The organism is Paraburkholderia humisilvae (assembly GCF_902859855.1).
Lineage (GTDB): Bacteria > Pseudomonadota > Gammaproteobacteria > Burkholderiales > Burkholderiaceae > Paraburkholderia > Paraburkholderia humisilvae.
The window spans coordinates 21,254-45,612 of the sequence record NZ_CADIKH010000014.1 but is presented as its reverse complement, the minus strand read 5'-3'; the positions used below and the strand labels follow the sequence as shown (position 1 = coordinate 45,612).

Below are 24,359 nucleotides of genomic sequence, written 5' to 3'. Positions count from 1 at the left end.
CTCGGCGCTGACAATGCACTTTCAATCCACGATACGGTGCGCATCGGTGTGGCGACATGGGTGCACGACTTTGGTCGTCACGCTGGGTCGCGCGATCAGTAACTGCTGTTTGCGAAGCCGGCGATCGGATCGTCGTTGGTTTGCGTGGGGGCGGGAAGACTGGGCGATACGGTCGACGCGCGCATGATCCGCGCGCTGCCGCTCGCCGGGCGTTGCCATTCGGATGGCGTTTGCTGAGCTTGCTGTGCCTGACGCGCGGCGAGCGCCGCGGAAGGCGGAGGTTCGTAAGCATCCGCGGCCGCGTCGATCGGGTCGGGTGCCTGAGCCGATACGCGAGCTGGCGCGTCGGCGTAGGCAGCGCCTGACTGCGCGGGCTGCGTTGTTTGAGTGGCCATCATATTGGCGCTTGCCGCGCCGTTTCCTGTGCCGTTAACGGGCGCGGACGCCGGCGACGCTACGCGTACCGGCGACACCGCGCCCGCGTCACGTGCCTGCGATTGCGCCGCACTCATCGCGGCCGGCGGCGGTTCGAACGCGTCGGCGGCGGTGCTGGCCGGGGCGGCCGTCGTGGCACCTGTCGCGCTGCCTGTCGTGGTGCCTGTCGTGGCAACGGCGGCCGGGCCAGCCATCGCAGCCGCCGGCGCACGCGCGGCTGTTATACGGTTATCGCGCTGCGCAGTGACGGGCACCTGTTGGCGTCCGTCCACCGCAACTTGCGCAGCGGCCGGCGCAGCGAGTGGCACACCGGCCGGATCGCCATCACGAGGGGACGGTGCCGATGCGTCGTAGGTCGCACCGTCGAACGGCGTCGGCTTCGATGGCGCGAGCGGCGGCGCGACGCGCCGGATGCCATCGAAGCGCTTTGCCCAATATGGATTGGTCAGGTAGTCGAGGCGCACGGTGCCACCCGTCGAAGGGGCGTTCACGAAGCGCAGCTTGCCCACATAGATGCCGACGTGCGAATGCGACCGTCCGGTCGTATTGAAAAAGACGAGGTCGCCGGCCGCGATCTCGTCCGGCTCGATCGACGCGCCACGCGAACTCATGTCGGCGGTGGTGCGCGGCAAATTGACCGACGCCGCGCGCTGCACGACGTAGTGCACGAGCCCGCTACAGTCGAAGCCGCTGTCCGGCGTATTGCCACCCCATCGGTATGGCACGCCGACCAGGCTCATCGCCTGGATCGAGATTTCCTCGCGGCCGATGCTGTGGTCAACGAAATCCGGGAAGCCGGGTGGGGTCCGGTAGGCGCCGGCTGTCGACGATGCGCCGCTCGAACGCACGGTCCGTTGCGGTGCGCTGGAACAGGCCGCGAGCAACGCAACGAGGAGCAGCGTCAGCAGCCGCAGGATGGCCGTCACACCCGGGAATGCAGCACCCGGGGACGAACAACCCAAAGGCAAAAAACCGGCACGGCGCATACCAGGCGAGGCGAGCGCCGAGCTCGCCCATAGCGGACGATGCCCGATGGTAGCCCGTCTGGTTTGGCTCCGGCAAGAAAAGCTGATGAATTACTTGAAGTTTACGCGCTAACTGTTGCTTTTGAGCTTGGGTATCTCTGCCGAGTCCGGGGACGGATCGCTGGTCGTGTCGCAGAGTAAAAAGCAATAAAAAGCCGCTTCCGGCATCCACCGGAAGCGGCTCGTGACAACCCACTCGACAGAAAGCGGGGACGCCGCCTACAGAATCTCCGACGCGTAGTCCGCCAGGCGCGAGCGCTCGCCGCGCGCCAGCGTCACATGTCCGCTATGCGCCCAGCCCTTGAAGCGGTCGACGACATACGTGAGCCCTGAACTGCCTTCGGTTAGATACGGCGTATCGATCTGCGCGATATTCCCGAGGCAGATGATCTTCGTGCCCGGACCGGCGCGCGTGACGAGCGTCTTCATCTGCTTGGGCGTCAGGTTCTGCGCTTCGTCGATGATCAGATACTTGTCGACGAACGTGCGTCCGCGCATGAAGTTCATGCTCTTGATCTTCAGGCGCGAGCGGATCAGTTCCTGCGTCGCTGCGCGGCCCCATTCGCCGGCTGCGTCATCGGTCTTTTGCAGTACTTCGAGGTTGTCGTCGAAGGCGCCCATCCAGGGCTGCATCTTCTCTTCTTCGGTGCCCGGCAAAAAGCCGATGTCCTCGCCGACCGGCACCGTCGCGCGCGTGACGATGATCTCGTTGTAGCGCTTGTCGTCGAGCACCTGCGCAAGGCCCGCTGCAAGCGCGACCAGTGTCTTGCCGGTGCCCGCCTGGCCAAGCAGCGTGACGAAGTCGATTTCCGGATTCATCAGCAGATTCAGTGCGAAATTCTGCTCGCGGTTGCGCGCGGTGATGCCCCACACGTTGTTCTTGTGGTGGCCGTAGTCGCGCAGCGTCTGCAGCAGCGCGGTTTTGCCATTGAGCTCGCGCACGATTGCATGGAACGCCGGTTCGCCGTTCTGCGGCTCCAGATACACGAACTCGTTGACCAGCATCGATGCGCACAGCGGCCCGGTCACGCGGTAGTACGTGGTGCCAGTCTTTGTGTCCTGCCAGCTTTCCATGCCCTTCGCGTGGCGGGTCCAGAAGTCCTGCGGCAACGCGCGAATGCCGGAGTAGAGCAGGTCCTTGTCTTCGAGAACCTGGTCGTTGAAATAATCCTCCGCGGGCAGGCCGAGCGCATGCGCCTTGATCCGCATGTTGATGTCTTTCGACACCAGCACGACCTGCCGGTCCTCGCGGTCGCGCTGCAGCGCGCGCACCACGCCGAGAATCTGGTTGTCGGCCTTGCCTTGCGGCAGGCCTTCGACCGGCTCGATATCGGTGAGCTTGGTCTGGAAGTACAGGTGCCCGAGCGCCTCGCGGCTGCCCAGACGCGCGAGCGGAATGCCCTCGGTCATCGGGCCCGCGTTCGCGACCAGCGCGTCAAGCGTGCGGCTCACCTGGCGGGCGTTACGCGCGACCTCCGACATCCCCTTCTTGTGATTGTCGAGCTCCTCGAGCGTCATCATCGGCAGATAGACGTCGTGCTCCTCGAAGCGGAACAGGCACGTCGGATCGTGCATCAGCACGTTCGTGTCGAGCACAAAAAGCTTGCGAACCTCGGTCGCCGCGCCGCGCGTATCGCGTTTCTTCGTGCCGCCGCGTGTCGCGGACGCGGTAGCGGCGGCGTCGCTGTCGGCGCCGGCCGGCGCTTTGCCGCGGCGCGCGACGGGGCGTGTCGCGAGGTCTTCTTCGTCCGCGGTAACGGGCACGGCCGGCACCGGCTGCAGCAGCGCGGCGGTCTGTTTCGTCTTGCGGCCTCGTGCCGATCCACCCGCACCGGGCAAGTCAGGCGTTACAGCGGGAGCGTCAATCCCGGCCAAGGTCGCGGCGGCAACCGGCACCGGCCGCAGCGTGGTCGCCGCATTCGCCGCGTCCGACATAGGCACGGCGACATTGGCACGCCCGAATTCGGGCGACTCTGCTTGCTCCCCTTCGTTCGCCTGTTTTCGGGCAGGCCGCGCCGGATGAGCTTTGGCCTTGTATTCGTCAGGCGACAACAGATTTCCGAGCTTGCTGGGCGGAGTAGGCAAAGGCATGGTTTCCCTCGAAGGAATCGGGGCACGGATCGCGGGTGATCGATGCGGCGATCCGTGCAACATGTCGTGTGCGCCGGCTGCCGCATTCTGAACGTGCCGATGCTGCGCACGCAGTTTGCGCCGGCAGGCGCGCTTCGTTTAGTAATGCCGGTTCGCCTGGTTTTCGATCGGCTCCTTGACGAGCGCACGCGGTGTTTCGCTAGAACAGCCGCGCGCAATTAAAAAAGCCGCCGCCCCGGTGAACGGGGCAAGCGGCTCGACTTGAGTCGTCGCGTTGCGCCTGATAAGCCTTTCGGCTCTCACGTCGCGGTGGCTTGCATAGGTGTCAAGCGTGTGACGAACGTGATGACGACGGGCGCAGCTGCGGGGAAAATAGTGGGAACAGGCACTCATTGCGGCCCAATATAACGCGCCTCACAGCGCTTGTACAGCCTCCAGAATCTCATCGACGTGACCCGGCACTTTCACACCGCGCCACTCGAGGCGCAGCACGCCTTTTGCGTCGATGACGAACGTCGAGCGTTCGATCCCACGTACTTCCTTGCCATACATTTTCTTCAATTTCATGACGCCGAAGAGCGTGCACAGCGTTTCCTCAGGGTCCGATACCAACGTAAACGGCAGTTCCAGCTTGGACTTGAAGTTCTCGTGCGAACGCACGCTGTCGCGCGATACGCCGACAATGTCGGCGCCGGCCGCCTTGAACTTCGGATAGAGGTCGCGGAACTGCAGACCTTCGGTCGTGCAGCCCGGCGTGTTGTCCTTCGGATAAAAATACAGCACCACCTTCTTGCCCCGAAGGCGGGATAGCGTGAAATCGCCGCCGGTTGCCGGGGCGGTGAAGTCGGGGATGGGCTGGTCGACTGCGATGGGCACGGGTTTCTCCGATTGTTATGGCTTGGCAGGGCCGAGGCGCAATCAGGCCGGTGCGCCGGGCGGCGCGACGACACGCGCGGCCGGTTCGGATCGGGCAGCGCGCATCAGTCGGGCTGGACGATCAGCTCACCGGAGCGGCCTGGAATTTCGCCCCACGTGACAGGGTACGATGGCAGCGTGTCACGGTCTAGCGCGGCGTGATAATCGCCCATCGTTGCGAACGTGTGGCCTTGTGCGCGCCAGCCGTCAAGCAGTTGCTCGAATACCGGCGCGAGCTTTTGTCCTTCGAGCTCCGCGTGCAACGTAAAGACCTGGTCGTGTGGGTTGGCGGCGGTCAGTTTCAGCAGCCATTTCGCAACGCTGTGTTCGTCGATCCCGTCGACGCCAAGGACTTCGTCGAGCGTCGGCAGCGTGGTGGGCATCTGCACGTGCGTAAGCGTTTTACCGTCGACCACCGGAAAGTACGGCGTGTGTCCACGTCCGTCGGACGCGTAGCGCATCCCCCAGGCATCGATCTGCCCGAACGCATGGCTGTTCATCTGCCAGCCGGCGGCGCCGTGCGTCGCGGGCGGCGCGCCAAACACATCGTGAAAGCGCGCGTAGCTCTTTTGCATCTGCGCGGTGGTCCATTCGCGCTCGCGCTGACGCACATTGTCCTGCCAGTACACGTGGTCCCACGTGTGGATGCCGCATTCGAAGCCCGCTTCATGGATCGCGCGCATCTCGGCGGCCGCGCGCACGCCGATATCCGGTCCCGGCAGCAGCACGCCGTACATTAATTGCCGGATGCCGTAATGCTCGACCACCGACGTGCGCGACACCTTCTTCAGAAAGCCCGGCCGCAGCACGCGGCGCATCGCCCAGCCGGTGTGGTCGGGGCCGAGACTGAACAGGAAAGTCGCGCGCGCCTTGAAGCGGTCGAACATGCGCGCAAGGTTCGGCACGCCTTCGCGTGTACCGCGCAGCGTGTCGACGTCGATCTTGAGAACGATGCGAGCCAAGGGAAGCGTGCCTTGCTGGAGAGCGGGTTCGACGCAGCGTTATTCGACGAGCGCGCGCGCGTCGGCGACGTGTCCGCGATACGCTTCGAAGATTTTGCGCAGCGCTTCGTCGAAGGTCGACTTCGGCGCCCAGTGGAGTTCCTGCATCGTGTTGTCGATCTTCGGCACGCGGTTCTGCACGTCCTGATAACCGGCGCCGTAGTAGGCGCCCGACGACGTCTCGACCAGCTGCACCTTCTTCGCGTTGTCCGCGTACTCGGGGAATTCGGCCGCGAGCGCGAGCATCTTGTGCGCGAGTTCGCGCACCGAGTAGTTGTTCTTCGGGTTGCCGATGTTGTAGATCTTGCCCGACGCGATCCCGTTCGGATTGTCGATGATCTTCATCAACGCGCCGATGCCGTCATCGATATCGGTGAACGCACGTTTTTGCGCGCCGCCGTCGACGAGGCTGATGTTCTCACCGCGCACGATATGCCCGAGGAACTGGGTGACCACACGCGAGCTGCCTTCCTTCGGCGTATAGATGGAATCGAGGCCCGGGCCGATCCAGTTGAACGGACGGAACAGCGTGAAGTTCAGGCCTTCCTGCATCCCGTAGCCCCAGATCACGCGGTCCATCAACTGCTTCGAGCACGCGTAGATCCAGCGCGGCTTGTTGATCGGGCCGTAGGTGAGGGCGGACGCGTCCGGATCGAACTCATCGTCGGCGCACATCCCGTACACCTCGGAGGTCGACGGAAACACGAGGTGCTTGCGGTACTTCACCGCCGAACGCACGATCGGCAGGTTCGCTTCGAAGTCGAGCTCGAACACACGCAGCGGCTGCTGCACATAGGTGGCGGGCGTCGCGATCGCAACCAGCGGCAGGATCACGTCGCACTTCTTCACGTGATACTCGACCCATTCCTTGTTGATCGTGATGTCGCCTTCGAAGAAGTGCATCCGCTCATGCTTGACCAGATCGCCGAGGCGCTCGGTCTGCATGTCCATCCCGAACACGTCCCAGTCGGTCGTTTCGAGGATGCGCTTGGACAGGTGATGGCCGATAAAGCCGTTCACGCCCAGAATCAGGACTTTTTTCATCAGTGATGGGAAGGTTGGGTGAGCCGGGTGAATTCGGCGGGCGTGACGGAAAGGAGGGCGCCGCCACCGGCGCTGATCGCGCCGCCGGGTTGCCCGCTTTGTGGCCCGCTGGTTTGCCCGCTCGGGTGCCAAAGTTCGTGAATCGCGATTGCGCGGCCGTCGCCGCATGTCGCAAAAATGACATTATCGCTTACGTGGAGGCCCGGCGGCAAATCCGCAGGTGCGCTGCCGGGCGCCATCAGCCGCGCGCGGGCGACGATAAAGCGTTCGCCGCCGATGTCGGTAAACGCGCCCGGGTACGGCGGCGCGACCGCGCGAATCAGGTTGTAGACGCTTTGCGCGGGCTGCGTCCAGTCGATGCGGCCGTCTTCCGGTTTGCGCCCGCCGAAGTAGCTGCCGTGCGCGAGATCGTTCGGCAGATGCGGCGCCTCGCCCGCGAGCAGCGCGGGCAGCACGCGCCACAAGGTCTGTTCGGCGGCCACCGTCACCTTGTCGAACACTTGCGCGGCGGTGTCGTCCGGCAGAATCGGCACTGGGGTCTGCGCAATGATCGCGCCGGCGTCGGGCTTCGCGGCCATTTCGTGCAGCGTCGCGCCGGTTTCCGTTTCGCCGTTGAGAACCGCCCAGTTCGTCGGCACGCGGCCGCGGTATTTCGGCAGCAGCGAACCGTGCATGTTGTACGCACCGCGCGCGGCGAGCGCGAGCAGATCGAGCGGCAACATGTGCCGGTAATAGAACGAGAAAATAAAGTCCGGCTGCGCGCGGCTCACCGCCTCACGCAGTTCGGTGCTGCGCGGGTCGGCGGGCATCACGACCGGAATACCGTGCTCGGCCGCGACCTGGGCGACACTGCCGAACCAGATGTTTTCGTGCGGGTTGTCCTCATGCGTGACGACCAGCGCGACGTCTACACCGCGCGCGAGCAGCACCTGCAGACAGCGCACGCCGACATTGTGATAGGCGAAGACGACGGCGCGCGGCTTCACGGCGTCGGCCCCTGGTCGATGATCGGCGCCGGCTGCACCGCCTGCACGACCGTCTGCCTCGGCATGCCCGCCACGGTTTCGCCGTTGCGCTGCTCGAGGATGGTCTGCACGAGATAGCGTGGCCGCGCGCGCACCTGCTGATAGATGCGGCCGATATATTCGCCGAGCAGCCCGAGCGCAAAGATAATCACGCCGAGCAGGAAGAAGGTGATAGCAAACAGCGTGAACACGCCTTGCACTTCCGCGCCGATGATAAAGCGGCGAATCAGCAGCAGCACGAACAGGCCCGCCGAGCCCATCGACAGGATCACGCCGATAAACGACAGCCATTGCAGCGGCACGACCGAGAAGCCCGTGACCAGATCGAAGTTCAGGCGGATCAGGCTGTACAGCGAATACTTCGATTCGCCGGCGAAGCGTTCTTCATGCGCGACTTCAATTTCGACCGGATTCTGCGAGAACGTGTACGCGAGCGCGGGAATGAACGTGTTGATCTCGCCGCAGCGGTTGATCGTATCGATGATGTGCCGGCTGTAGGCGCGCAGCATGCAGCCCTGATCGGTCATCTTGATGCGCGTGATGCGCTCGCGCAGCCGGTTCATCGCCCGCGATGCTTTGCGGCGCCACAGGCTGTCGCGGCGCTGGATGCGGATCGTGCCGACGTAGTCGAAGCCTTCGCGCATCTTCGTGACGAGTTTGCCGATTTCCTCGGGCGGGTTCTGCAGATCCGCGTCGAGCGTGATCACGATATCGCCGCGCGATTGCTCGAAGCCCGCGAGAATCGCCATGTGCTGGCCGTAGTTGCCGTTCAGCAGAATCACACGCGTGGTGTCCGGGCGCGCGCGGAACTGCTCGGCGAGCAGCGCGGCCGACTTGTCGCGGCTGCCGTCGTTGATAAAAATCACTTCGTAGTCCGCGTGAAGCGCATCGAGCGCCGGATAGAGACGCTCAAAGAGCGCGTTCAGCCCGGCTTCCTCGTTGTAGACCGGGATGATGACCGTGACTTCCGGTCGTGCCCGGCGGTGTTCCGTTTGGCTCATATCCGCTTGTGTTCCGCTTGGTGGTCCCTGGTTGTGCCTGGTTGTGCCCGGTGGTTTTGCTTGTATGGCGTCTAGCGTCCGTACTGTTCGCAGAGTTCATTGACCGCGCGGCATACCCGCGCGACATCGCCTTCGTTCATCTGCGTGAAGAGCGGCAGCGTGACCGTGGTCGCGCCGAAGCGCTCCGCGTGCGGGAACATGCCTTCCTTGAAACCGCGCGCGCGATACAGCGAGAACAGATGGAGCGCCGGATAGTGCACGCCCGAACCGATGCCGCGTTCCTTGAGCGCGCCCATAAAGCCGGCGCGGTCGATCGACAGCCGCTCGAGCGGCAGCGTGATCTGGAACATATGCCAGTTGCTGTTCTCGAAATCGGCGAGCGGCAAGCCGACACCGAGTTTTTCCGCGACGCCGCCCGCGAATCCCGCAAAGTACGCGCGCGCCAGCTTCTTGCGTTGCGCATTGAAACGCTCGAGATGCGGCAGCTGGCCGAGGCCGACGCGCGCGGCGACGTCGGTCAGGTTGTACTTGCCGCCGAGCACATCGCAATCCATGCCGTCGAAGCCGGTGCGTGTGACGCCTTGCAGACGATATTTCTGGGCCAGCACGGCTTCCTCTTCGTTGTTCAGCACCAGCGCGCCGCCTTCAATCGACGTCAGGTTCTTGTTCGCATGGAAGCTGAACGACACGATGTCGCCGAGCTTGCCGATGCGCTCGCCTTTCCACGTCGAACCGAGCGCTTGCGCGGCGTCTTCGATCACGCGCAGCTTGTGCTCGCGTGCAATCGCGTAAAGCCGGTCCATATCGACCGGCAGGCCCGCGAGATACACCGGAATCAACGCCTTCGTGCGTGGCGTGATCGCTTTTTCGAGCAGATCGAGATCGATATTGCGCGTCTGCGGGTCGATGTCCGCGAACACCGGCGTCGCGCCGGTTTCAAGTATCACGTTCGCCGTCGCGACCCATGATGCGGGTGTCGTGATCACTTCGTCGCCGGGACCCACGCCCGCGATCCGCAAACCGATTTCGAGCGTCGCCGTGCCGGAGTTGAATGCGCGTACCGGGCGGCCACCGCAGAACTCCGACAACGCCGCTTCGAACGCCTGGTTTTGCGGACCGGTCGTGATCCAGCCGGAGCGGAGCACGTCGGCGACGCCGCGAATCGTTTCTTCGTCGATATCCGGGCGAACGAACGGCAAAAACGGGACGGATGACTGGGTCATGAGAGCCTTGAACGATAAGGATGACGGGCCGATGCTGACAGCATAAGAAAACTTTCAATCTGTTGACGCGAGCCTTCAGGCGACGTGTCGCGTCGCGCGCGTGGCGGCCGTGGCCGTGGCCGGCGCGCTGCGTGCCTAGCTGCGCGCGAGCACGAAGACGCCGACCAGAATGATGCCGATGCCGATCAGACGCTGCACCGACAGCACTTCGCCGAACAGATACCACGCGGCGACCGCATTGAGCACGTAGCCGAGCGACAGCATCGGATAGGCGATCGAAACATCGACGCGCGACAACCCGACAATCCAGACCGCAACGCTCACCACATAGCAGGCCAAGCCACCGATGATCGGCCATTGGGTCGCGAGCTTGATGCCAATGGGCAGGATGTTCGCACGGGTGAATTCGAAGTGTCCAACAGCATTCGTGCCGGCCTTCAGCAACAGTTGCGCGCATGCATTCAGCGTCACGCCGGCGAGGATGCAGAAAAGGGAGATCGGGTTCATCGAGCGTGTGATATGGAGGTCAGGGCGTGGTTTTTGTAGGGGCGGCCGGTTCAGCTGCCGAGCCCGGCGCGGCGGGGCTCGGCAAGCCGGGCTGCGGCACCGCCGGTTGAGCGGCCGACGGATTTTCCATAACGGGTTTTTCCACGATCACGCGTCGCGCATCGCGCGCGATCACCTGCATCGGCAGATGCTGCGCCGCAAGATCGGCATAGCGGTCCGGCGGCAATAGCGCGAGCGCATAGCGATCCGCGTTCCAGCGCTTGATCCATTCATCGACCGTCGGTATCCATTTCTGCGGTTCGACCGACACGCCGAAGCTCAACTCGTCCGCATGCTCGACCATGATCATCGTATGACGGACATAGAACGGCATCGTATGGTCAAGCACGCCGACCGAGTAGAACGGCGTGTCGGGCGGCAGCTTCGCGAGCGCCGCGCGCACCGCGGGCGCAAGCGGCGCGCCTGAGCTGAGCCGGCCGAACACATCGTGACCGGTGCCGGCGATGGTGCCGAGCAGCAGCCATGCGGCGCCGAACGCGGCGGTGGCGCCGACGATGCCGCCGCGGCTGCGGCGGTTGATCCAGATCGCCAGCAAGGTCAGCACGAACGCAACGGCGAGCGCCGCGAACACCCAGCTGCGGAATTCGACGTAGAGCGCGGTCGGATTGCGCTCGTCGCCGAAGCGGCCGAGGAACACCGCGCCGAACGCGGCGGCGATCAGGAATACCGCATAGCCCGTCAGATGCCGATGAAACTGCTCCTTCGTGACGAGCGGCAGATACATGCCGATCAGCAGCGCGAGCGCGGGTGCGATCGGCAGCGTGTACGACAGCAGCTTCGAATGCGACGCGCTGAAGAACAGAAAAATGAACGCCGACCAGACAAGCAACAGGATGACCGGCGCAAAGCCGTTCGCCTGGCGCGGCGTTCGAAGCGCACGCCGAATGCTCTGCACGCTCACGGATAGCCACGGCAGAAACCCGACGAGTATGACCGGCACGAAGTAGTAGAACGCGCCGGGGCGGTTCTGCTCGGGCGTCAGATAGCGCCTGAACTGCTGGACGATAAAGAAGAAATTGAAGAACTCGGGGTTGCGCTGCTGCACGAGCACGAACCACGGCGTGACGATCGCGAAGAATACGATCAGCCCGCTCACCAGATAGAGGCGCTTCCAGATCGCCCAATCGCGCGCGATCAGCGTGTACAGCACCAGCACGGCGCCGGGCAGGATCACGCCGATCAGTCCCTTCGATAGCACCGCCAATGCCATCGACGCCCAGCACGCCCACATCCAGCCGCGCACCGCACCGGCCGGCAAGCCCGGGCGCTGCGCGAGCAGCAGTGCGCACAGCGAGAGCGCCATCCAGAACGACAGGGCCATGTCGAGTGTGTTGAAGTGGCCCATCAGGTTCCAGTACGGCGAGCATGCGAGCACGATTGCCGCGAACACGCCGGTCGCCGCGTTGAACACACGCGCGCCGGTGAAGCCGACCACCAGCACGCCCGCGAAGCCGGTCAGCGCGGTATAGAGACGCGCCTGCCATTCGCCGAGACCGAACCACGCGAACGTCAGCGCGTTCGCCCAGGTTTGCAGCGGCGGCTTCTCGAAATACTTGTAGCCGTTGTAGCGGGGCGTGATCCAGTCGCCGGTGACGAACATCTCGCGCGCCATTTCGGCGTAGCGGCCTTCATCGCTTGGCAGCAGATGGCGCCAGCCAAGCGGCACGAACCAGATCAGCGCAAGCGCGATCAGCAACAGCAGGATGACGGTGCGATTGAGCGGTAGCCGGGACGGCACATCGTTCATTGATTTCAACCTTTTCGGCGCCGACGGGCGGCATCATTCTTATTTCGGGCAACGGCCAATGGCCAATGGCGGCCGGTGGCGCGCGAACGCGCGCCGCGAGCATGCCTGAGCGAAGCTTAACGGGGCCTTAGCGGTGCATCCGGTGCGTCTGGTGCTTCTGGTGCGCCGTCTGGTGCATCCGGCCGCGCGCAGGGGCGATGCATAGGCCGCACGCGTGGCGCCCGAACCGGCGTGCGTCTTTTGCGCAAATGCCGCGCAGTTTACTCGATCGGCGCGGTGCTGCCGACGTGCGCGCCGGGTTATGCCTCGATCAGCAGCGCGGCGGCGACTTTGCGCCCTTCGGCCATCAGGATGTTGTAGGTCCGGCAGGCGGCCTTGAAGTCCATCGTTTCGACGCCGATGCGTTGCGCGGCGAGCGCCGACGTCAGGCGCGGATGAGGAAAGCGCAGCCGGTCGCCGCTCCCGAAGATCACGACCTCCGGAGCCGGTTCGATCAGCAGCTCGAAGTGCTCGGGGGCAAGGGCCTCGAACGACGAAACCGGCCATGGGATAACCGGTTCTTGCGGCATGACGATGATGCTGCCTGCGTGACGTTCGAGATTGATTTCGACATAGTCGGCGCCGTAAGCCGTGACGGTATTGAGCGCGCCGCTCGAATCCTGATGTAATTTCAAACCGGTGTTCCGTGGTGGTCGCCAATGGGGGCGACGAAATAGGTTGCGAAATTGTCGATGCCGTATGCCGTGCCGGCGCTTTGGTGCATTGCGGAAGTGGGGCAAAATCCGCTAAATTATAGCTTTTTAGCCGCCCGGCGGCGCCTTGCGCTGCGCGCGTCGCCATCAGCGTTAAAACGGAGCGTCAAAACCGGGGAGCATTAAAACCGGCGAGCGTCAAAAGCGCCGCCCGGCGCTCGCTGCCCCGCTTCCTGGTCACGGGTTGGGCTAATCGCCCGATTTTTTGTTCCCGCGCGTTGTCCGTTCCGCGCGTTTTATCCCGCGATTTCGCTGCGCTTCACCTCGCGTGCCGGGCCACGACTGCCTGCGCGGTGCGGCCCTCCACTCAGGAGGACGGCAGCGGCGTCCCGGCCAGACTCGAATCCAGGCGAAGTGCCCGACTGCAACCTGCCGTGAAACCCTGCCGTGAAACCGATACTCAAATCCAACAAGCTGTTGAATGTCTGCTATGACATTCGCGGGCCCGTTCTCGAACACGCGAAACGGCTCGAAGAGGAAGGCCACCGGATCATCAAGCTGAACATCGGCAACCTTGCGCCGTTCGGTTTCGATGCGCCCGACGAGATCATCCAGGACATGATCCTGAATCTGCCCACGTCGTCGGGTTACTCGGATTCGAAAGGGGTGTTCGCGGCGCGCAAGGCGATCATGCATTACGCGCAGCAAAAAGGCGTGCACGGCGTCGAACTCGACGATATTTACATCGGTAACGGCGCGTCCGAACTGATCGTGATGGCGCTGCAGGCGTTGCTCAACGATGGGGACGAAGTGCTGCTGCCGGCGCCCGACTATCCGCTGTGGACCGCCGGCGTGAGTCTCTCCGGCGGCACGCCCGTGCACTACATCTGCGACGAGTCGAACCGCTGGATGCCCGACCCCGACGATATCCGCCGCAAGATCACGCCGAACACGCGCGCGCTCGTCGTGATCAACCCGAACAACCCGACCGGCGCGCTGTATTCGAACGAGCTGCTGCTCGAACTGATCGGCATCGCGCGCGAGCACGGCCTCGTGATCTTCGCCGACGAGGTGTACGACAAGATCGTCTACGACGGCCGCCAGCATACGGCCATCGCGGCGCTGTCGGAAGACGTGCTGACCGTCACGTTCAACAGCCTGTCGAAGAGCTACCGCTCGTGCGGCTACCGCGCCGGCTGGATGTGGGTGTCGGGGCTGACCGGCGAGAACCGGCGCCGCGCGAAAGACTATTTCGAAGGGCTCGGCATTCTCGCGTCGATGCGGCTGTGCCCGAACGTGCCTGGCCAATATGCGATCCAGACCGCGCTGGGCGGCTATCAGAGCATCAATGATCTGATCGCGCCCGGCGGGCGGCTCTTCAGGCAACGCGAACTCGCGTATGACATGCTTACCGCGATTCCGGGCGTGAGTTGCGTGAAGCCGGAAGCGGCGCTCTATATGTTTCCGCGGCTCGATCCGAAGCTGTACCCGATCCAGAACGATCAGCAGTTCATCCTCGATCTGCTGCTCGAGGAGCGCGTGCTGCTCGTGCAGGGCACGGGCTTCAACTGGAAAGCGCCGGATCACTTCCGCGTGGTGTTCCTGCCGAACGTCGACGACCTCGCGGACTCGATCAACCGGATCGCGCGTTTTCTCGACGGTTACCGCAAACGGCACGCGGTCTGACGCACGCGTCCCGCGCCTGTCCGTTCCCTCAAACTTTTAATAGAAACACACACGCTGCATGGAACCGATCAAAGTTGGATTGCTGGGCTTCGGCACAGTTGGTTGCGGAACCTACACGGTGCTGCGCCGCAATCAGGAAGAAATCAAACGGCGGGCGGGGCGCGGCATTGAAATTGCGCGCATCGCGGTGCGCAATCCGGCGAAGGCGGCGAAAGCGCTGAATGACATCGGTGTGACCGATGCGGGCAGCGCCATCGTGACCGACAACTTTAATGCGGTGGTCGACGATCCGTCGATCGATATCGTCGCGGAAATGATTGGTGGCACGGGCGTTGCGCGTGAACTCGTGCTGCGTGCGATTGCGAATCGCAAGCACGTGGTGACCGCCAACAAGGCGCTGCTCGCGGTGCATGGCACCGAGATTTTCGAAGCCGCGCACGCGAATGGCGTGATGGTCGCGTTCGAAGGAGCGGTCGCGGGCGGCATTCCGATCATCAAGGCGCTGCGCGAGGGACTGACCGCGAACCGCATCGAGTACATCGCGGGCATCATCAACGGCACGACCAATTACATCCTGTCGGAAATGCGCGACCGCGGCGTCGATTTCGCGACCGCGCTCAAAGGCGCGCAGGAACTCGGCTATGCCGAAGCGGACCCGACCTTCGATATCGAAGGCGTCGATGCCGCGCACAAAGCGACCATCATGAGCGCGATTGCATTCGGCGTGCCGGTGCAGTTCGACAAGGCCTACGTCGAAGGCATCAGCCGGCTCGCGGCGATCGATATCCGCTATGCGGAAGAGCTCGGCTACCGGATCAAGCTGCTCGGCATCACGCGCCGCACCGGCAAGGGCATCGAGCTGCGCGTGCACCCGACGCTGATTCCGTCGAAGCGGTTGCTTGCGAATGTCGAAGGCCCGATGAATGCGGTGGTCGTGCACGGCGATGCGGTCGGCGCGACGCTGTACTACGGCAAGGGTGCGGGCGCGGAGCCGACGGCGTCGGCGGTGGTCGCGGATCTGGTCGACGTGACGCGGCTGCACACCGCCGATCCGGAACATCGGGTGCCGCATCTGGCGTTCCAGCGCGACCGGCTCTCGGACACGCCGATCCTGCCGATCGACGAAGTGACGAGCGGTTACTACCTGCGTCTGCGCGTGGCCGATGTGACCGGCGTGCTGGCCGATATCACGCGCATTCTCGCGAATACCGGAATTTCGATTGACGCGCTGCTGCAGAAGGAATCGGAGCAGGTCGACGATCACGGCAAGGGCGAAACCGACATCGTGCTGATCACGCACGAGACGGTCGAGAAGAATGTGAACACGGCGATCGCGGAGATCGAGGCGTTGCGCACCGTCGTATCGAAGGTGACGAAGCTGCGCATGGAAACGCTGAACTAGGCGAGAGGCATGCGCAATCCGGGCACATGGCAAGCACACTGAGCGGACTTTTCTGATGAACTACATTTCCACGCGCGGCGCCGCAGCGGGCGAGCGCCATACGTTTTCCGACATCCTGCTCGGCGGTCTGGCGAAAGACGGTGGCCTGTACCTGCCGGCCGCGTACCCGCGCGTGTCCGCGGACGAGCTGACGCGCTGGCGCGCGCTGCCGTACGCGGACCTTGCGTTCGAGATCCTGTCGAAATTCAGCGACGACATCCCCGCTGCCGACCTGCGCGAACTGACGCGCCGCACGTACACCGCGCAGACTTACTGCAACGTGCGCGACGACGAACAGGCCGCGCAGATCACGCCGTTGAAGACGCTCGGCGTCGAGAACGGCGCGCCGCTCGCGCTGCTCGAACTGTCGAACGGGCCGACGCTTGCGTTCAAGGACATGGCGATGCAACTGCTCGGCAACCTGTTCGAGTACACGCTCGCGAAACACGGCGAAACGCTCAACATTCTCGGCGCGACGTCGGGCGACACCGGCAGTGCGGCGGAATACGCGATGCGCGGCAAGCGCGGCGTGCGCGTGTTCATGCTGTCGCCGCACAAGAAGATGAGCGCGTTCCAGACTGCGCAGATGTACAGCCTGCAGGATCCGAATATCTTCAATATCGCGATCGAAGGCGTGTTCGACGATTGCCAGGACATCGTGAAGGCGGTGTCCAACGATCACGCGTTCAAAGCCGCGCACAAGATCGGCACGGTCAATTCGATCAACTGGGCGCGCGTGGTGGCGCAAGTCGTCTACTACTTCAAAGGCTATTTTGCCGCGACGAAGTCCAACGACGAGCGCGTGTCGTTCGCCGTGCCATCGGGCAATTTCGGCAATGTCTGTGCGGGGCATATCGCGCGGATGATGGGTTTGCCGATCGAAAAGCTGGTCGTCGCGACCAACGAAAACGACGTGCTCGACGAGTTCTTCCGTACCGGCATCTACCGCGTGCGCAAGGCGGCCGAGACGTATCACACGAGTAGTCCGAGCATGGACATTTCGAAGGCGTCGAACTTCGAGCGTTTCGTGTTCGATCTGCTCGGCCGCGACCCGGCGCGTGTGCTGCAGCTATTCCGCGATGTCGAGGAGAAGGGCGGTTTCGATCTGGCCGCCAGCGGAGACTTCGCGCGCGTGAAGGCGTTCGGTTTCGTGTCGGGCAGCAGCACGCACACGGACCGTGTCGACGCGATTCGCGACGTGTTCGAGCGCTATGACACGATGATCGACACGCACACGGCGGACGGCCTGAAAGTGGCGCGCGAGCATCTGCAGAGCGGCATTCCGATGATCGTGCTGGAGACCGCGCAGCCGATCAAGTTCGGTGAGACGATTCGTGAGGCGCTGCTGCGCGAGCCGGGGCGTCCTGCGGCGTTTGTCGGGCTCGAAGCGTTGCCGCAGCGTTTCGAAGTGCTGCCGGCGGATGCGCAGCAGGTGAAGGCGTTCGTCGCGTCGAAGACGGGCGCTTGATGCACGCGTGCGGCGTCGCGTAATAGCGTCACACGTCGGGTGGCAGCCATGTCTGAAGGCTTGCCGCCCGCTCGTTGCACCACGGCGCGCGAGGGCCTCTGCCAGGGCTACCACGGCCGAGGTGTCGCCACCCTCTGCGTAGCGGTTTGCCGTGTTGCCGGTCATAAGGGCCAGCCGCCGTTCAGCGCGCTTTCACCGCGCCCTTCACCATTCCGTATCTGCGATAGGCCCGCTATCCCACACCGGCCGACCCCGCCATCGCTCGCCGCCCGCTACAATAGTCTTTCCCGTCCTGCCCCGCGCCACTCACCCGATGTCCACACCCACGCCTGTCGCACCTCGCGCCCCGATGCTGTCGACCGCCGACGCCCTCGCGACCTTGCTGGGCGCGGCCGTGCAAATCGTCGGCGAAGCCACGCTGCCGACGCTCGACGCGCTAAACCGCGTACTTGCCGCAGACGTGATCTCGCCGCTCGACGTCCCGCCGATGCACACGAGTTCGATGGACGGCTACGCGGTGCGCATCGCCGATCTCGCACATGGCGACCGCCGCTTGCCGGTGTCGCAGCGCGTGCCGGCGGGTCACGCGCCGCAGCCGCTTGCGGCGGGCACCGCCGCGCGCGTGTTCACCGGCGCGACAGTGCCGCCCGGCGCGGACGCGATCGTGATGCAGGAACAAACCGAGGTCGCCGGCAACGAAGTGACCTTGCTGCATACGCCGAAGGCCGGCGAATGGATCACGCAGCAAGGCGCGGATATCCGGCGCGGCGCGGTGATCCTGCCGGCTGGCACGCGTCTGACGCCCCAGGCGCTGGGACTGGCCGCATCGGTGGGCTGCGCGGAACTGCGCGTCGTGCGCCGCGTGAAAGTGGCGGTGTTTTTCACCGGCGACGAGCTGACCATGCCCGGCGAGCCGCTGAAGCCGGGCGCGATCTACAACTCGAACCGTTTCACGCTGCGCGGGTTGCTCGACAAGCTCGGCTGCGACGTGACCGACTACGGCATCGTTCCTGACAAGCTCGATGCGACCCGCGCAACGCTGCGCGACGCGGCGCGCGACCATGATCTGATTCTTACGTGCGGCGGCGTGTCGGTGGGCGAGGAAGACCACGTGAAGCCGGCCGTCGAGGCCGAAGGGCGCCTGTCGATGTGGCAGATCGCGATGAAGCCAGGCAAACCGCTCGCCTTCGGCGCGGTGCGTCGCGCGTCCGCCGGCGCCGCAAGCACGGTGAGCGCCGCGGGCGCGGCAAGTGACTCAGCCGTGCCGGCCGAGACATTCTTTATCGGCTTGCCGGGCAATCCCGTGTCAAGCTTCGCGACCTTCGTGCTGTTCGTGCGGCCGTTCGTGTTGCGGCTCGCCGGTGTGCGCACCGTCACGCCGCGTGCGCTGTCGCTGCGCGCGGACTTTACCCAGCAGAAGGCCGATCGCCGCAATGAGTTTCTGCGCGCGCGCGTGAATGCGGCGGGCGGGCTCGACCTGTTCCCGAACCAGAGTTCCGCGGTGCTGACGTCGACTGTCTGGGGCGACGGGCTGATCGACAATCCGCCGAACCACGCGATAAGCGCCGGCGAGACCGTGCGCTTCATTCCGTTCTCGGAACTGCTGAACTAGGACTGACACTGAATCAACGCTGCCGATGAAGATCCAGCTGAAATATTTCGCGAGCGTGCGTGAAGCGCTCGGTCTGGCCGACGAAGCGGTCGAGGTGCCGGCTGAAGTGGTGACCGTCGGCGACGTGCGCGTGTGGCTGCGCGTGCGCGGCGGCATCTGGGCCGACACGCTGGCCGACGGACGCGCGCTGCGTATGGCGTGCAATCACGTGATGACCGACGCCGGCACACGCATTACCGACGGCTGTGAGGTCGCGTTTTTCCCGCCTGTGACCGGCGGTTAAGGGACGAGCGATGACAGTGCGTGTCCAGACCGAGGACTTCGACCTGACCACCGAGGTGGCCGCGCTGCGCGCGCAGAATCCGAAGGTCGGCGCGGTCGCGTGCTTCGTCGGCACGGTGCGCGACCTGAACGAAGGCCGGACCGTCGAGACGATGGAGCTTGAGCACTACCCGGGCATGACCGAGAAGTCGCTCGAAGGCATCGTCAATGCGGCGCGCGAGCGCTGGCCCGGCATCGACGTGCTGATCGTGCATCGCGTCGGCAAGCTCTATCCGCTCGATCAGATCGTGCTGGTCGCGACGACTTCCGCGCATCGCGGTCATGCGTTCGCGTCGTGCGAGTTCGTGATGGACTACCTGAAGAGCCACGCGCCGTTCTGGAAAAAGGAAAGGACCGAGAGCGGCGAGCACTGGGTGGATGCGCGCGTGACCGACGATGCGGCGCTCGAGCGGTGGGGGCTGAGTTCCGGCAACGCGAAAGCGCAATAGCGCACCGGGTGGTGTGCCCGCGCTGTGACGGCCATGTGCGTCGTTCCTGACGCCTGATCGGCGCTGCGCGGCCCAGCACGTTCCGCTCGCATGGCCCCACAACTCGACCACCGACCGACATCCGCGATTTTGCACGCTCGATTGACAGGCGCAGCGTGCCCCGCCGCGACTTACTCTTACTCTTCGTCGACCCCGCGCCCGATAATCTTCGCCGGAAACGGCTCGCCGCGCGACCTGGGCGGACCTGGGTGCGTGGCATCGTCATCGGCGTCCCCGTTGCGCCGACGTGGCGCGACGCGTTCGAGTAACGCCTTCTGCTCGTCGGGAATCGTGTAGTCCCAGCCGAAGCGGCTCAATTGCAGGCTTTGCGCGATGCGCAGCGCGGGCTCCATAAACCGCACGGCCGCGGCGGGCTCATAGCGCGCTTCGACCGTATCGAGAAACAGATACAGCCAGCGGCTGAAATGGCGCGGCTCGATGCCTGCCAACGGCTGATGCGTCTGCTGAACATTGCCGCGGTACTGCTTCGACCCGAGCACCAGGCTGCCCCAGAACAGGCACATCTTCGGCAGATGCTCGTCCCAGCGTCCGGCGATCGTCTGCTCGAAAACAGGTCCCAGTAGCGCGTCGGCACGCACGCGGTCGTAGAACGCATCAACCAGTTGGCGAATGTTCGCTTCGGTTGGTTCGGATTGCCGCGCAACCGCCGCGGCAGGTTCAAAAGAAGGGTTCATCAGTCGTTACAAGTCAGGCTGGCGATAGCTATTTACGGTCAATTGTAAAAAGACATCGCGATTCTCGTAAAAAAGACCGTATGCAAATAAACCATAGCGTTTATAGTTACGCGAAATAAGACGACAAACGCGACAATAAGATGCGCAATACAAGCATCTTATTGCAATCAGCAGTGCGATACAGCACGCGATAAAAGCGTTCACGGCAACCTTGGATAGGACGCAGCCCGGCTTCTCTGCGGCTACGTCTTCGCCGATCGCGACTTGGCATACATGAGACTGACAGACTATACCGACTACTCGTTGCGTGTGCTGCTCTACCTCGCCGTACGTCCTGAGGGACTCGCAACGATCCAGGATATTTCCGACTCGTACGGAATCTCCAAAAATCATCTGATGAAAGTCGTCCAGCGGCTCGCCGAACTCGGCTGGGTCGAGACGGTGCGCGGCCGCAATGGCGGGCTTCGACTATACGAACATTCGTCGGCGCTGACGGTCGGCGAAGTGGTGCGCGCGGCCGAAAACGACTTCGCGCTGGTCGCCTGTCTCCCGGATGGCGACGGCGCGCATCGCGACTGCGCGATTCGCCCTCAATGCCGGCTGAAAGGCGTGCTCGAGGGCGCGCGCGACGCGTTTTTCGCGGAACTCGACCGCCACACGATCGGCGACATCGCGCAGCCGAGCGATCCGTTGTTGACTCTGCTCGGCCTGATGCCCACCGCGACACCGGTCGCCTCGATCATCCCGATCTTCCCGGACGCCTGAGCGTCGCCGCAGCCGGATCGGCATACTACTGATACCGTACGCGTTGCCCGCCGGCGGCCGCCGACGGCGGATTAGTGCCGCCAGCGCGGCTAATTGCCCGAATTGTTATCTGTGGATGCCAATAACCGCTTGAAACGCGTGGAATCCGCCTCATTTTGATGACATTCGAAACTGGAGGTCTCTAGATGAGAATCGACAAACTCACCACCAAATTCCAGGAAGCACTGGCGGACGCGCAAAGCCTCGCGGTCGGCCATGACAATCAGTACATCGAGCCGGTCCACCTGCTGGCGGCGCTCGCCGCGCAGCCGGACGGTTCCGCGCGCTCGCTGCTGTCGCGGGCGGGCGTGCATACCCAGGCGCTGCAAGCCGCATTGAACGACGCGATCGTGCGTCTGCCGCAAGTGCGGGGGACCGACGGCAACGTGCAGATCGGCCGCGAACTGACGGGTCTGCTCAATCAGGCCGACAAGGAAGCGCAAAAGCTGAACGACACGTACATCGCGAGCGAAATGTTTCTGCTGGCCGTCGCCGACGACAAAAGCGAGGCCGGACGTCTCGCGCGCGAGCACGGCCTTACGCGCAAGTCGCTCGAAGCGGCGATCGCCGCGGTGCGCGGCGGTTCGCAGGTGCACAGCCAGGACGCCGAAAGCCAGCGCGAAGCGTTGAAGAAGTACACGATCGACCTGACCGAGCGCGCACGCGCCGGCAAGCTCGACCCGGTGATCGGCCGCGACGACGAAATCCGGCGCTCGATCCAGATCCTGCAGCGGCGCACGAAGAACAACCCGGTGCTGATTGGCGAGCCGGGCGTCGGCAAGACGGCGATCGTCGAAGGGCTCGCGCAGCGCATCGTCAACGGCGAAGTGCCGGAAACGCTCAAGGGCAAGCGCGTGCTGTCGCTCGACATGGCGGCGCTGCTCGCCGGTGCCAAGTACCGCGGCGAATTTGAAGAGCGTCTGAAAGCGGTGCTCAACGACATCGCGAAGGACGAAGGCCAGACCATCGTCTTTATCGACGAGATTCACACGATGGTCGGCGCGGGCAAGGCCGAGGGCGCGATGGACGCGGGCAACATGCTGAAGCCGGCGCTGTCGCGCGGCGAACTGCATTGTGTCGGCGCGACCACGCTCGACGAATACCGGAAGTACATCGAGAAGGATGCGGCGCTCGAGCGGCGCTTCCAGAAGGTGCTGGTCGACGAACCGAGCGTCGAAGCGACCATCGCGATTCTGCGCGGCTTGCAGGAACGCTATGAACTGCACCACGGCGTCGATATCACCGACCCGGCGATTGTCGCCGCGGCCGAGTTGTCGCACCGGTACATCACCGACCGTTTTCTGCCGGATAAGGCGATCGATCTGATCGACGAAGCGGCGTCGAAGATCAAGATGGAGATCGACTCGAAGCCGGAAGAAATGGACCGGCTCGATCGCCGCCGCATCCAGCTGAAGATCGAGCGCGAGGCGGTGAAGAAGGAAAAGGATGAAGCGTCGCAGAAGCGCCTGCAATTGATCGAGGAAGAAATCGAGCGGCTCGACCGGGAATACTCGGACCTCGAAGAAATCTGGACCGCCGAAAAGGCCGCGGTGCAGGGCAGCGCGCAACTGAAGGAAGAGATCGAGAAGACGCGTGCGGAAATCGCGCGGCTGCAACGCCAGGGCAAGCTCGAAAAGGTGGCAGAGCTGCAGTACGGCAAGCTGCCGCAGCTCGAGGCACGTCTGAAGCAGGTCACGCAGGCCGAAGCGCAGGAGCAGAACAACCCGACCCGGCCGCGGCTGCTGCGCACGCAGGTCGGCGCGGAGGAAATCGCCGAGGTCGTGTCGCGCGCGACCGGCATTCCGGTCTCACGGATGATGCAGGGCGAACGCGAGAAACTGCTGCAGATCGAAGAGAAGCTGCATCAGCGGGTGGTCGGCCAGGACGAAGCGATCAGCGCGGTGGCCGATGCGATCCGGCGCTCGCGTGCGGGTCTGTCGGATCCGAATCGTCCGTATGGTTCGTTCCTGTTCCTTGGGCCGACGGGCGTCGGCAAGACCGAGCTGTGCAAGGCGCTGGCGTCGTTCCTGTTCGACTCGGAAGACCACCTGATCCGGATCGACATGAGCGAATTCATGGAAAAGCACAGCGTCGCGCGGCTGATCGGCGCGCCGCCGGGTTACGTCGGTTACGAGGAAGGCGGCTACCTGACCGAAGCGGTGCGGCGCAAGCCGTATAGCGTGATCCTGCTCGACGAGATCGAGAAGGCGCATCCGGACGTGTTCAACGTGCTGTTGCAAGTGCTCGACGACGGCCGCATGACCGATGGCCAGGGCCGTACCGTCGACTTCAAGAACACGGTCATTGTGATGACGTCGAACCTCGGTTCGCAGGTGATCCAGTCGATGGTCGGACAGCCGCAGGAAGCGGTGAAGGATGCGGTGTGGGAAGAAGTGAAGCTGCATTTCCGGCCCGAGTTCCTGAACCGGATCGACGATGTGGTCGTGTTCCATGCTCTCGACCGGTCGAATATCGAGTCGATCGCGAAGATCCAGCTGGATCGGGTGCACGAGCGGCTGGCAAAGCTCGATATGCAGCTGGTTGTGTCCGACGACGCGCTCGAACTGATCGGTAAGGTCGGTTATGACCCGCTGTTCGGCGCGCGGCCGTTAAAGCGCGCGATCCAGCAGGAAATCGAGAACCCGGTGGCGAAACTGATTCTCGCGGGCAAGTTCGGTCCGAAGGACGTGATACCGGTCGATGTGAAGAACGGCAAGCTGGTGTTCGAGCGGGTCGTGCACTAAGACGGAATGCGGTTCGGGCTGCGGCTCGGACCGCGGGTGGAAAACAACGCGGACAACGAAGAAATTCGTTGTCCGTTTTTTTGTTTCCATTGAATACACATTGCCCGAGGTTGGCGACCTATCTCTAGCATTCAATTGATGTCATCAGCGGGAGATGAGCGATGTGTCCCATGCCAATCCATGAGGGGGCGGTCAGCGTGCCGGAAGTGCGGCCGGCGGAGGGGGCGGGTATGCATTCGCCCGTTAGCGCGCACGCGCAGGGTGCGAAAGCGCCGGAAGGGGCGGCGCTGCCCGCCGCAGGGCGTGGTTTGCGGCCGCCGTCCAGTGCGCCGCA

General features: G+C 63.9%; 20 protein-coding genes. 8 read left to right on the top strand and 12 right to left on the bottom strand.

Annotation, left to right across the window (positions count from 1 at the left end; translation table 11 throughout):
- Positions 1-95 precede the first annotated feature (95 nt).
- The 11 genes from HV796_RS16230 to HV796_RS16180 form a co-directional block, all read right to left on the bottom strand.
- Positions 96-1,352 (bottom strand): C40 family peptidase, encoded by a 1,257-nt coding sequence (locus HV796_RS16230; protein ID WP_175227686.1) that lies wholly within the window; start codon positions 1,350-1,352, stop codon positions 96-98.
- A 327-nt stretch (positions 1,353-1,679) separates the two neighbouring features.
- A complete protein-coding gene (locus HV796_RS16225) occupies positions 1,680-3,551 on the bottom strand; it encodes a PhoH family protein (protein ID WP_175227529.1) in 1,872 nt (623 codons plus the stop codon).
- A 414-nt stretch (positions 3,552-3,965) separates the two neighbouring features.
- Positions 3,966-4,427 carry a peroxiredoxin gene (locus HV796_RS16220; RefSeq protein WP_175227528.1) on the bottom strand — a complete coding sequence of 154 codons (462 nt, stop codon included), beginning with the start codon at positions 4,425-4,427 and terminating at the stop codon, positions 3,966-3,968.
- Between the two features lie 104 nt (positions 4,428-4,531).
- Complete coding sequence (locus HV796_RS16215; RefSeq protein ID WP_175227527.1) at positions 4,532-5,428, bottom strand: polysaccharide deacetylase family protein; 897 nt, start codon at positions 5,426-5,428, stop codon at positions 4,532-4,534.
- A gap of 39 nt (positions 5,429-5,467) precedes the next feature.
- Positions 5,468-6,511 (bottom strand): bifunctional UDP-4-keto-pentose/UDP-xylose synthase, encoded by a 1,044-nt coding sequence (locus HV796_RS16210; RefSeq protein ID WP_175227526.1) that lies wholly within the window; start codon positions 6,509-6,511, stop codon positions 5,468-5,470.
- Positions 6,511-7,497, bottom strand: coding sequence for a formyltransferase (locus tag HV796_RS16205; RefSeq protein ID WP_175227525.1), 987 nt, complete (start codon positions 7,495-7,497; stop codon positions 6,511-6,513). Before HV796_RS16205 ends, HV796_RS16210 begins: the two co-directional genes overlap by 1 nt.
- Positions 7,494-8,537, bottom strand: coding sequence for a glycosyltransferase (locus HV796_RS16200; RefSeq protein ID WP_175227524.1), 1,044 nt, complete (start codon positions 8,535-8,537; stop codon positions 7,494-7,496). Before HV796_RS16200 ends, HV796_RS16205 begins: the two co-directional genes overlap by 4 nt.
- Positions 8,538-8,608: 71 nt before the next feature.
- On the bottom strand, positions 8,609-9,760 hold the full coding sequence (locus HV796_RS16195) for a DegT/DnrJ/EryC1/StrS family aminotransferase (protein WP_175227523.1): 1,152 nt from the start codon (positions 9,758-9,760) through the stop codon (positions 8,609-8,611).
- A gap of 135 nt (positions 9,761-9,895) precedes the next feature.
- Positions 9,896-10,267 (bottom strand): DMT family transporter, encoded by a 372-nt coding sequence (locus HV796_RS16190; protein WP_175227522.1) that lies wholly within the window; start codon positions 10,265-10,267, stop codon positions 9,896-9,898.
- A 19-nt stretch (positions 10,268-10,286) separates the two neighbouring features.
- A complete protein-coding gene (locus tag HV796_RS16185) occupies positions 10,287-12,074 on the bottom strand; it encodes a glycosyltransferase family 39 protein (RefSeq protein WP_175227521.1) in 1,788 nt (595 codons plus the stop codon).
- A 299-nt stretch (positions 12,075-12,373) separates the two neighbouring features.
- Positions 12,374-12,748, bottom strand: coding sequence for an Mth938-like domain-containing protein (locus HV796_RS16180; protein ID WP_175227520.1), 375 nt, complete (start codon positions 12,746-12,748; stop codon positions 12,374-12,376).
- 465 nt (positions 12,749-13,213) lie between these two features.
- Here HV796_RS16180 and HV796_RS16175 point away from each other — a divergent pair, with 465 nt between their 5' ends.
- The 6 genes from HV796_RS16175 (at position 13,214) to HV796_RS16150 (ending at position 19,743) form a co-directional block, all read left to right on the top strand.
- Positions 13,214-14,452, top strand: a complete 1,239-nt coding sequence (locus HV796_RS16175; RefSeq protein ID WP_175227519.1) for a pyridoxal phosphate-dependent aminotransferase — start codon at positions 13,214-13,216, stop codon at positions 14,450-14,452.
- Positions 14,453-14,510: 58 nt separating this feature from the next.
- Positions 14,511-15,854, top strand: coding sequence for a homoserine dehydrogenase (locus HV796_RS16170; protein ID WP_175227518.1), 1,344 nt, complete (start codon positions 14,511-14,513; stop codon positions 15,852-15,854).
- Positions 15,855-15,909: 55 nt separating this feature from the next.
- A complete protein-coding gene (gene thrC, locus HV796_RS16165) occupies positions 15,910-17,361 on the top strand; it encodes a threonine synthase (protein ID WP_175227517.1) in 1,452 nt (483 codons plus the stop codon).
- Positions 17,362-17,710: 349 nt separating this feature from the next.
- On the top strand, positions 17,711-18,973 hold the full coding sequence (locus HV796_RS16160; RefSeq protein ID WP_446687032.1) for a molybdopterin molybdotransferase MoeA: 1,263 nt from the start codon (positions 17,711-17,713) through the stop codon (positions 18,971-18,973).
- 25 nt (positions 18,974-18,998) lie between these two features.
- Entirely contained in the window at positions 18,999-19,256 is a 258-nt protein-coding gene (gene moaD / locus HV796_RS16155) for a molybdopterin converting factor subunit 1 (RefSeq protein ID WP_175227515.1), read from the top strand.
- A gap of 10 nt (positions 19,257-19,266) precedes the next feature.
- Positions 19,267-19,743, top strand: coding sequence for a molybdenum cofactor biosynthesis protein MoaE (locus tag HV796_RS16150; RefSeq protein WP_175227514.1), 477 nt, complete (start codon positions 19,267-19,269; stop codon positions 19,741-19,743).
- A 176-nt stretch (positions 19,744-19,919) separates the two neighbouring features.
- Here the strand turns inward: HV796_RS16150 and HV796_RS16145 are convergent, their stop codons facing one another.
- Positions 19,920-20,477, bottom strand: coding sequence for a group III truncated hemoglobin (locus HV796_RS16145; RefSeq protein ID WP_175227513.1), 558 nt, complete (start codon positions 20,475-20,477; stop codon positions 19,920-19,922).
- Positions 20,478-20,750: 273 nt separating this feature from the next.
- Between HV796_RS16145 and HV796_RS16140 the strand changes: the two genes are divergently transcribed.
- Both HV796_RS16140 and clpB read left to right on the top strand, forming a co-directional pair.
- Positions 20,751-21,242, top strand: coding sequence for an Rrf2 family transcriptional regulator (locus tag HV796_RS16140; RefSeq protein WP_175227512.1), 492 nt, complete (start codon positions 20,751-20,753; stop codon positions 21,240-21,242).
- Positions 21,243-21,427: 185 nt separating this feature from the next.
- The gene (gene clpB / locus HV796_RS16135; protein ID WP_175227511.1) at positions 21,428-24,025 is read left to right on the top strand and encodes an ATP-dependent chaperone ClpB; all 2,598 of its coding nucleotides are present in this window, start codon (positions 21,428-21,430) and stop codon (positions 24,023-24,025) included.
- Positions 24,026-24,359 lie beyond the last annotated feature (334 nt).

Excerpts from the sequence above, each read along its gene's own strand:
- HV796_RS16185 (WP_175227521.1), bottom strand. The coding sequence starts at position 12,074 with ATGAACGATGTGCCGTCCCGGCTACCGCTCAATCGCACCGTCATCCTG.
- thrC (WP_175227517.1), top strand. The coding sequence starts at position 15,910 with ATGAACTACATTTCCACGCGCGGCGCCGCAGCGGGCGAGCGCCATACG.
- HV796_RS16140 (WP_175227512.1), top strand. The coding sequence starts at position 20,751 with ATGAGACTGACAGACTATACCGACTACTCGTTGCGTGTGCTGCTCTAC.
- HV796_RS16210 (WP_175227526.1), bottom strand. The coding sequence starts at position 6,511 with ATGAAAAAAGTCCTGATTCTGGGCGTGAACGGCTTTATCGGCCATCAC.
- HV796_RS16145 (WP_175227513.1), bottom strand. The coding sequence starts at position 20,477 with ATGAACCCTTCTTTTGAACCTGCCGCGGCGGTTGCGCGGCAATCCGAA.
- HV796_RS16200 (WP_175227524.1), bottom strand. The coding sequence starts at position 8,537 with ATGAGCCAAACGGAACACCGCCGGGCACGACCGGAAGTCACGGTCATC.
- HV796_RS16225 (WP_175227529.1), bottom strand. The coding sequence starts at position 3,551 with ATGCCTTTGCCTACTCCGCCCAGCAAGCTCGGAAATCTGTTGTCGCCT.
- HV796_RS16170 (WP_175227518.1), top strand. The coding sequence starts at position 14,511 with ATGGAACCGATCAAAGTTGGATTGCTGGGCTTCGGCACAGTTGGTTGC.
- HV796_RS16160 (WP_446687032.1), top strand. The coding sequence starts at position 17,711 with ATGCTGTCGACCGCCGACGCCCTCGCGACCTTGCTGGGCGCGGCCGTG.
- clpB (WP_175227511.1), top strand. The coding sequence starts at position 21,428 with ATGAGAATCGACAAACTCACCACCAAATTCCAGGAAGCACTGGCGGAC.
- moaD (WP_175227515.1), top strand. The coding sequence starts at position 18,999 with ATGAAGATCCAGCTGAAATATTTCGCGAGCGTGCGTGAAGCGCTCGGT.
- HV796_RS16190 (WP_175227522.1), bottom strand. The coding sequence starts at position 10,267 with ATGAACCCGATCTCCCTTTTCTGCATCCTCGCCGGCGTGACGCTGAAT.
- HV796_RS16150 (WP_175227514.1), top strand. The coding sequence starts at position 19,267 with ATGACAGTGCGTGTCCAGACCGAGGACTTCGACCTGACCACCGAGGTG.
- HV796_RS16195 (WP_175227523.1), bottom strand. The coding sequence starts at position 9,760 with ATGACCCAGTCATCCGTCCCGTTTTTGCCGTTCGTTCGCCCGGATATC.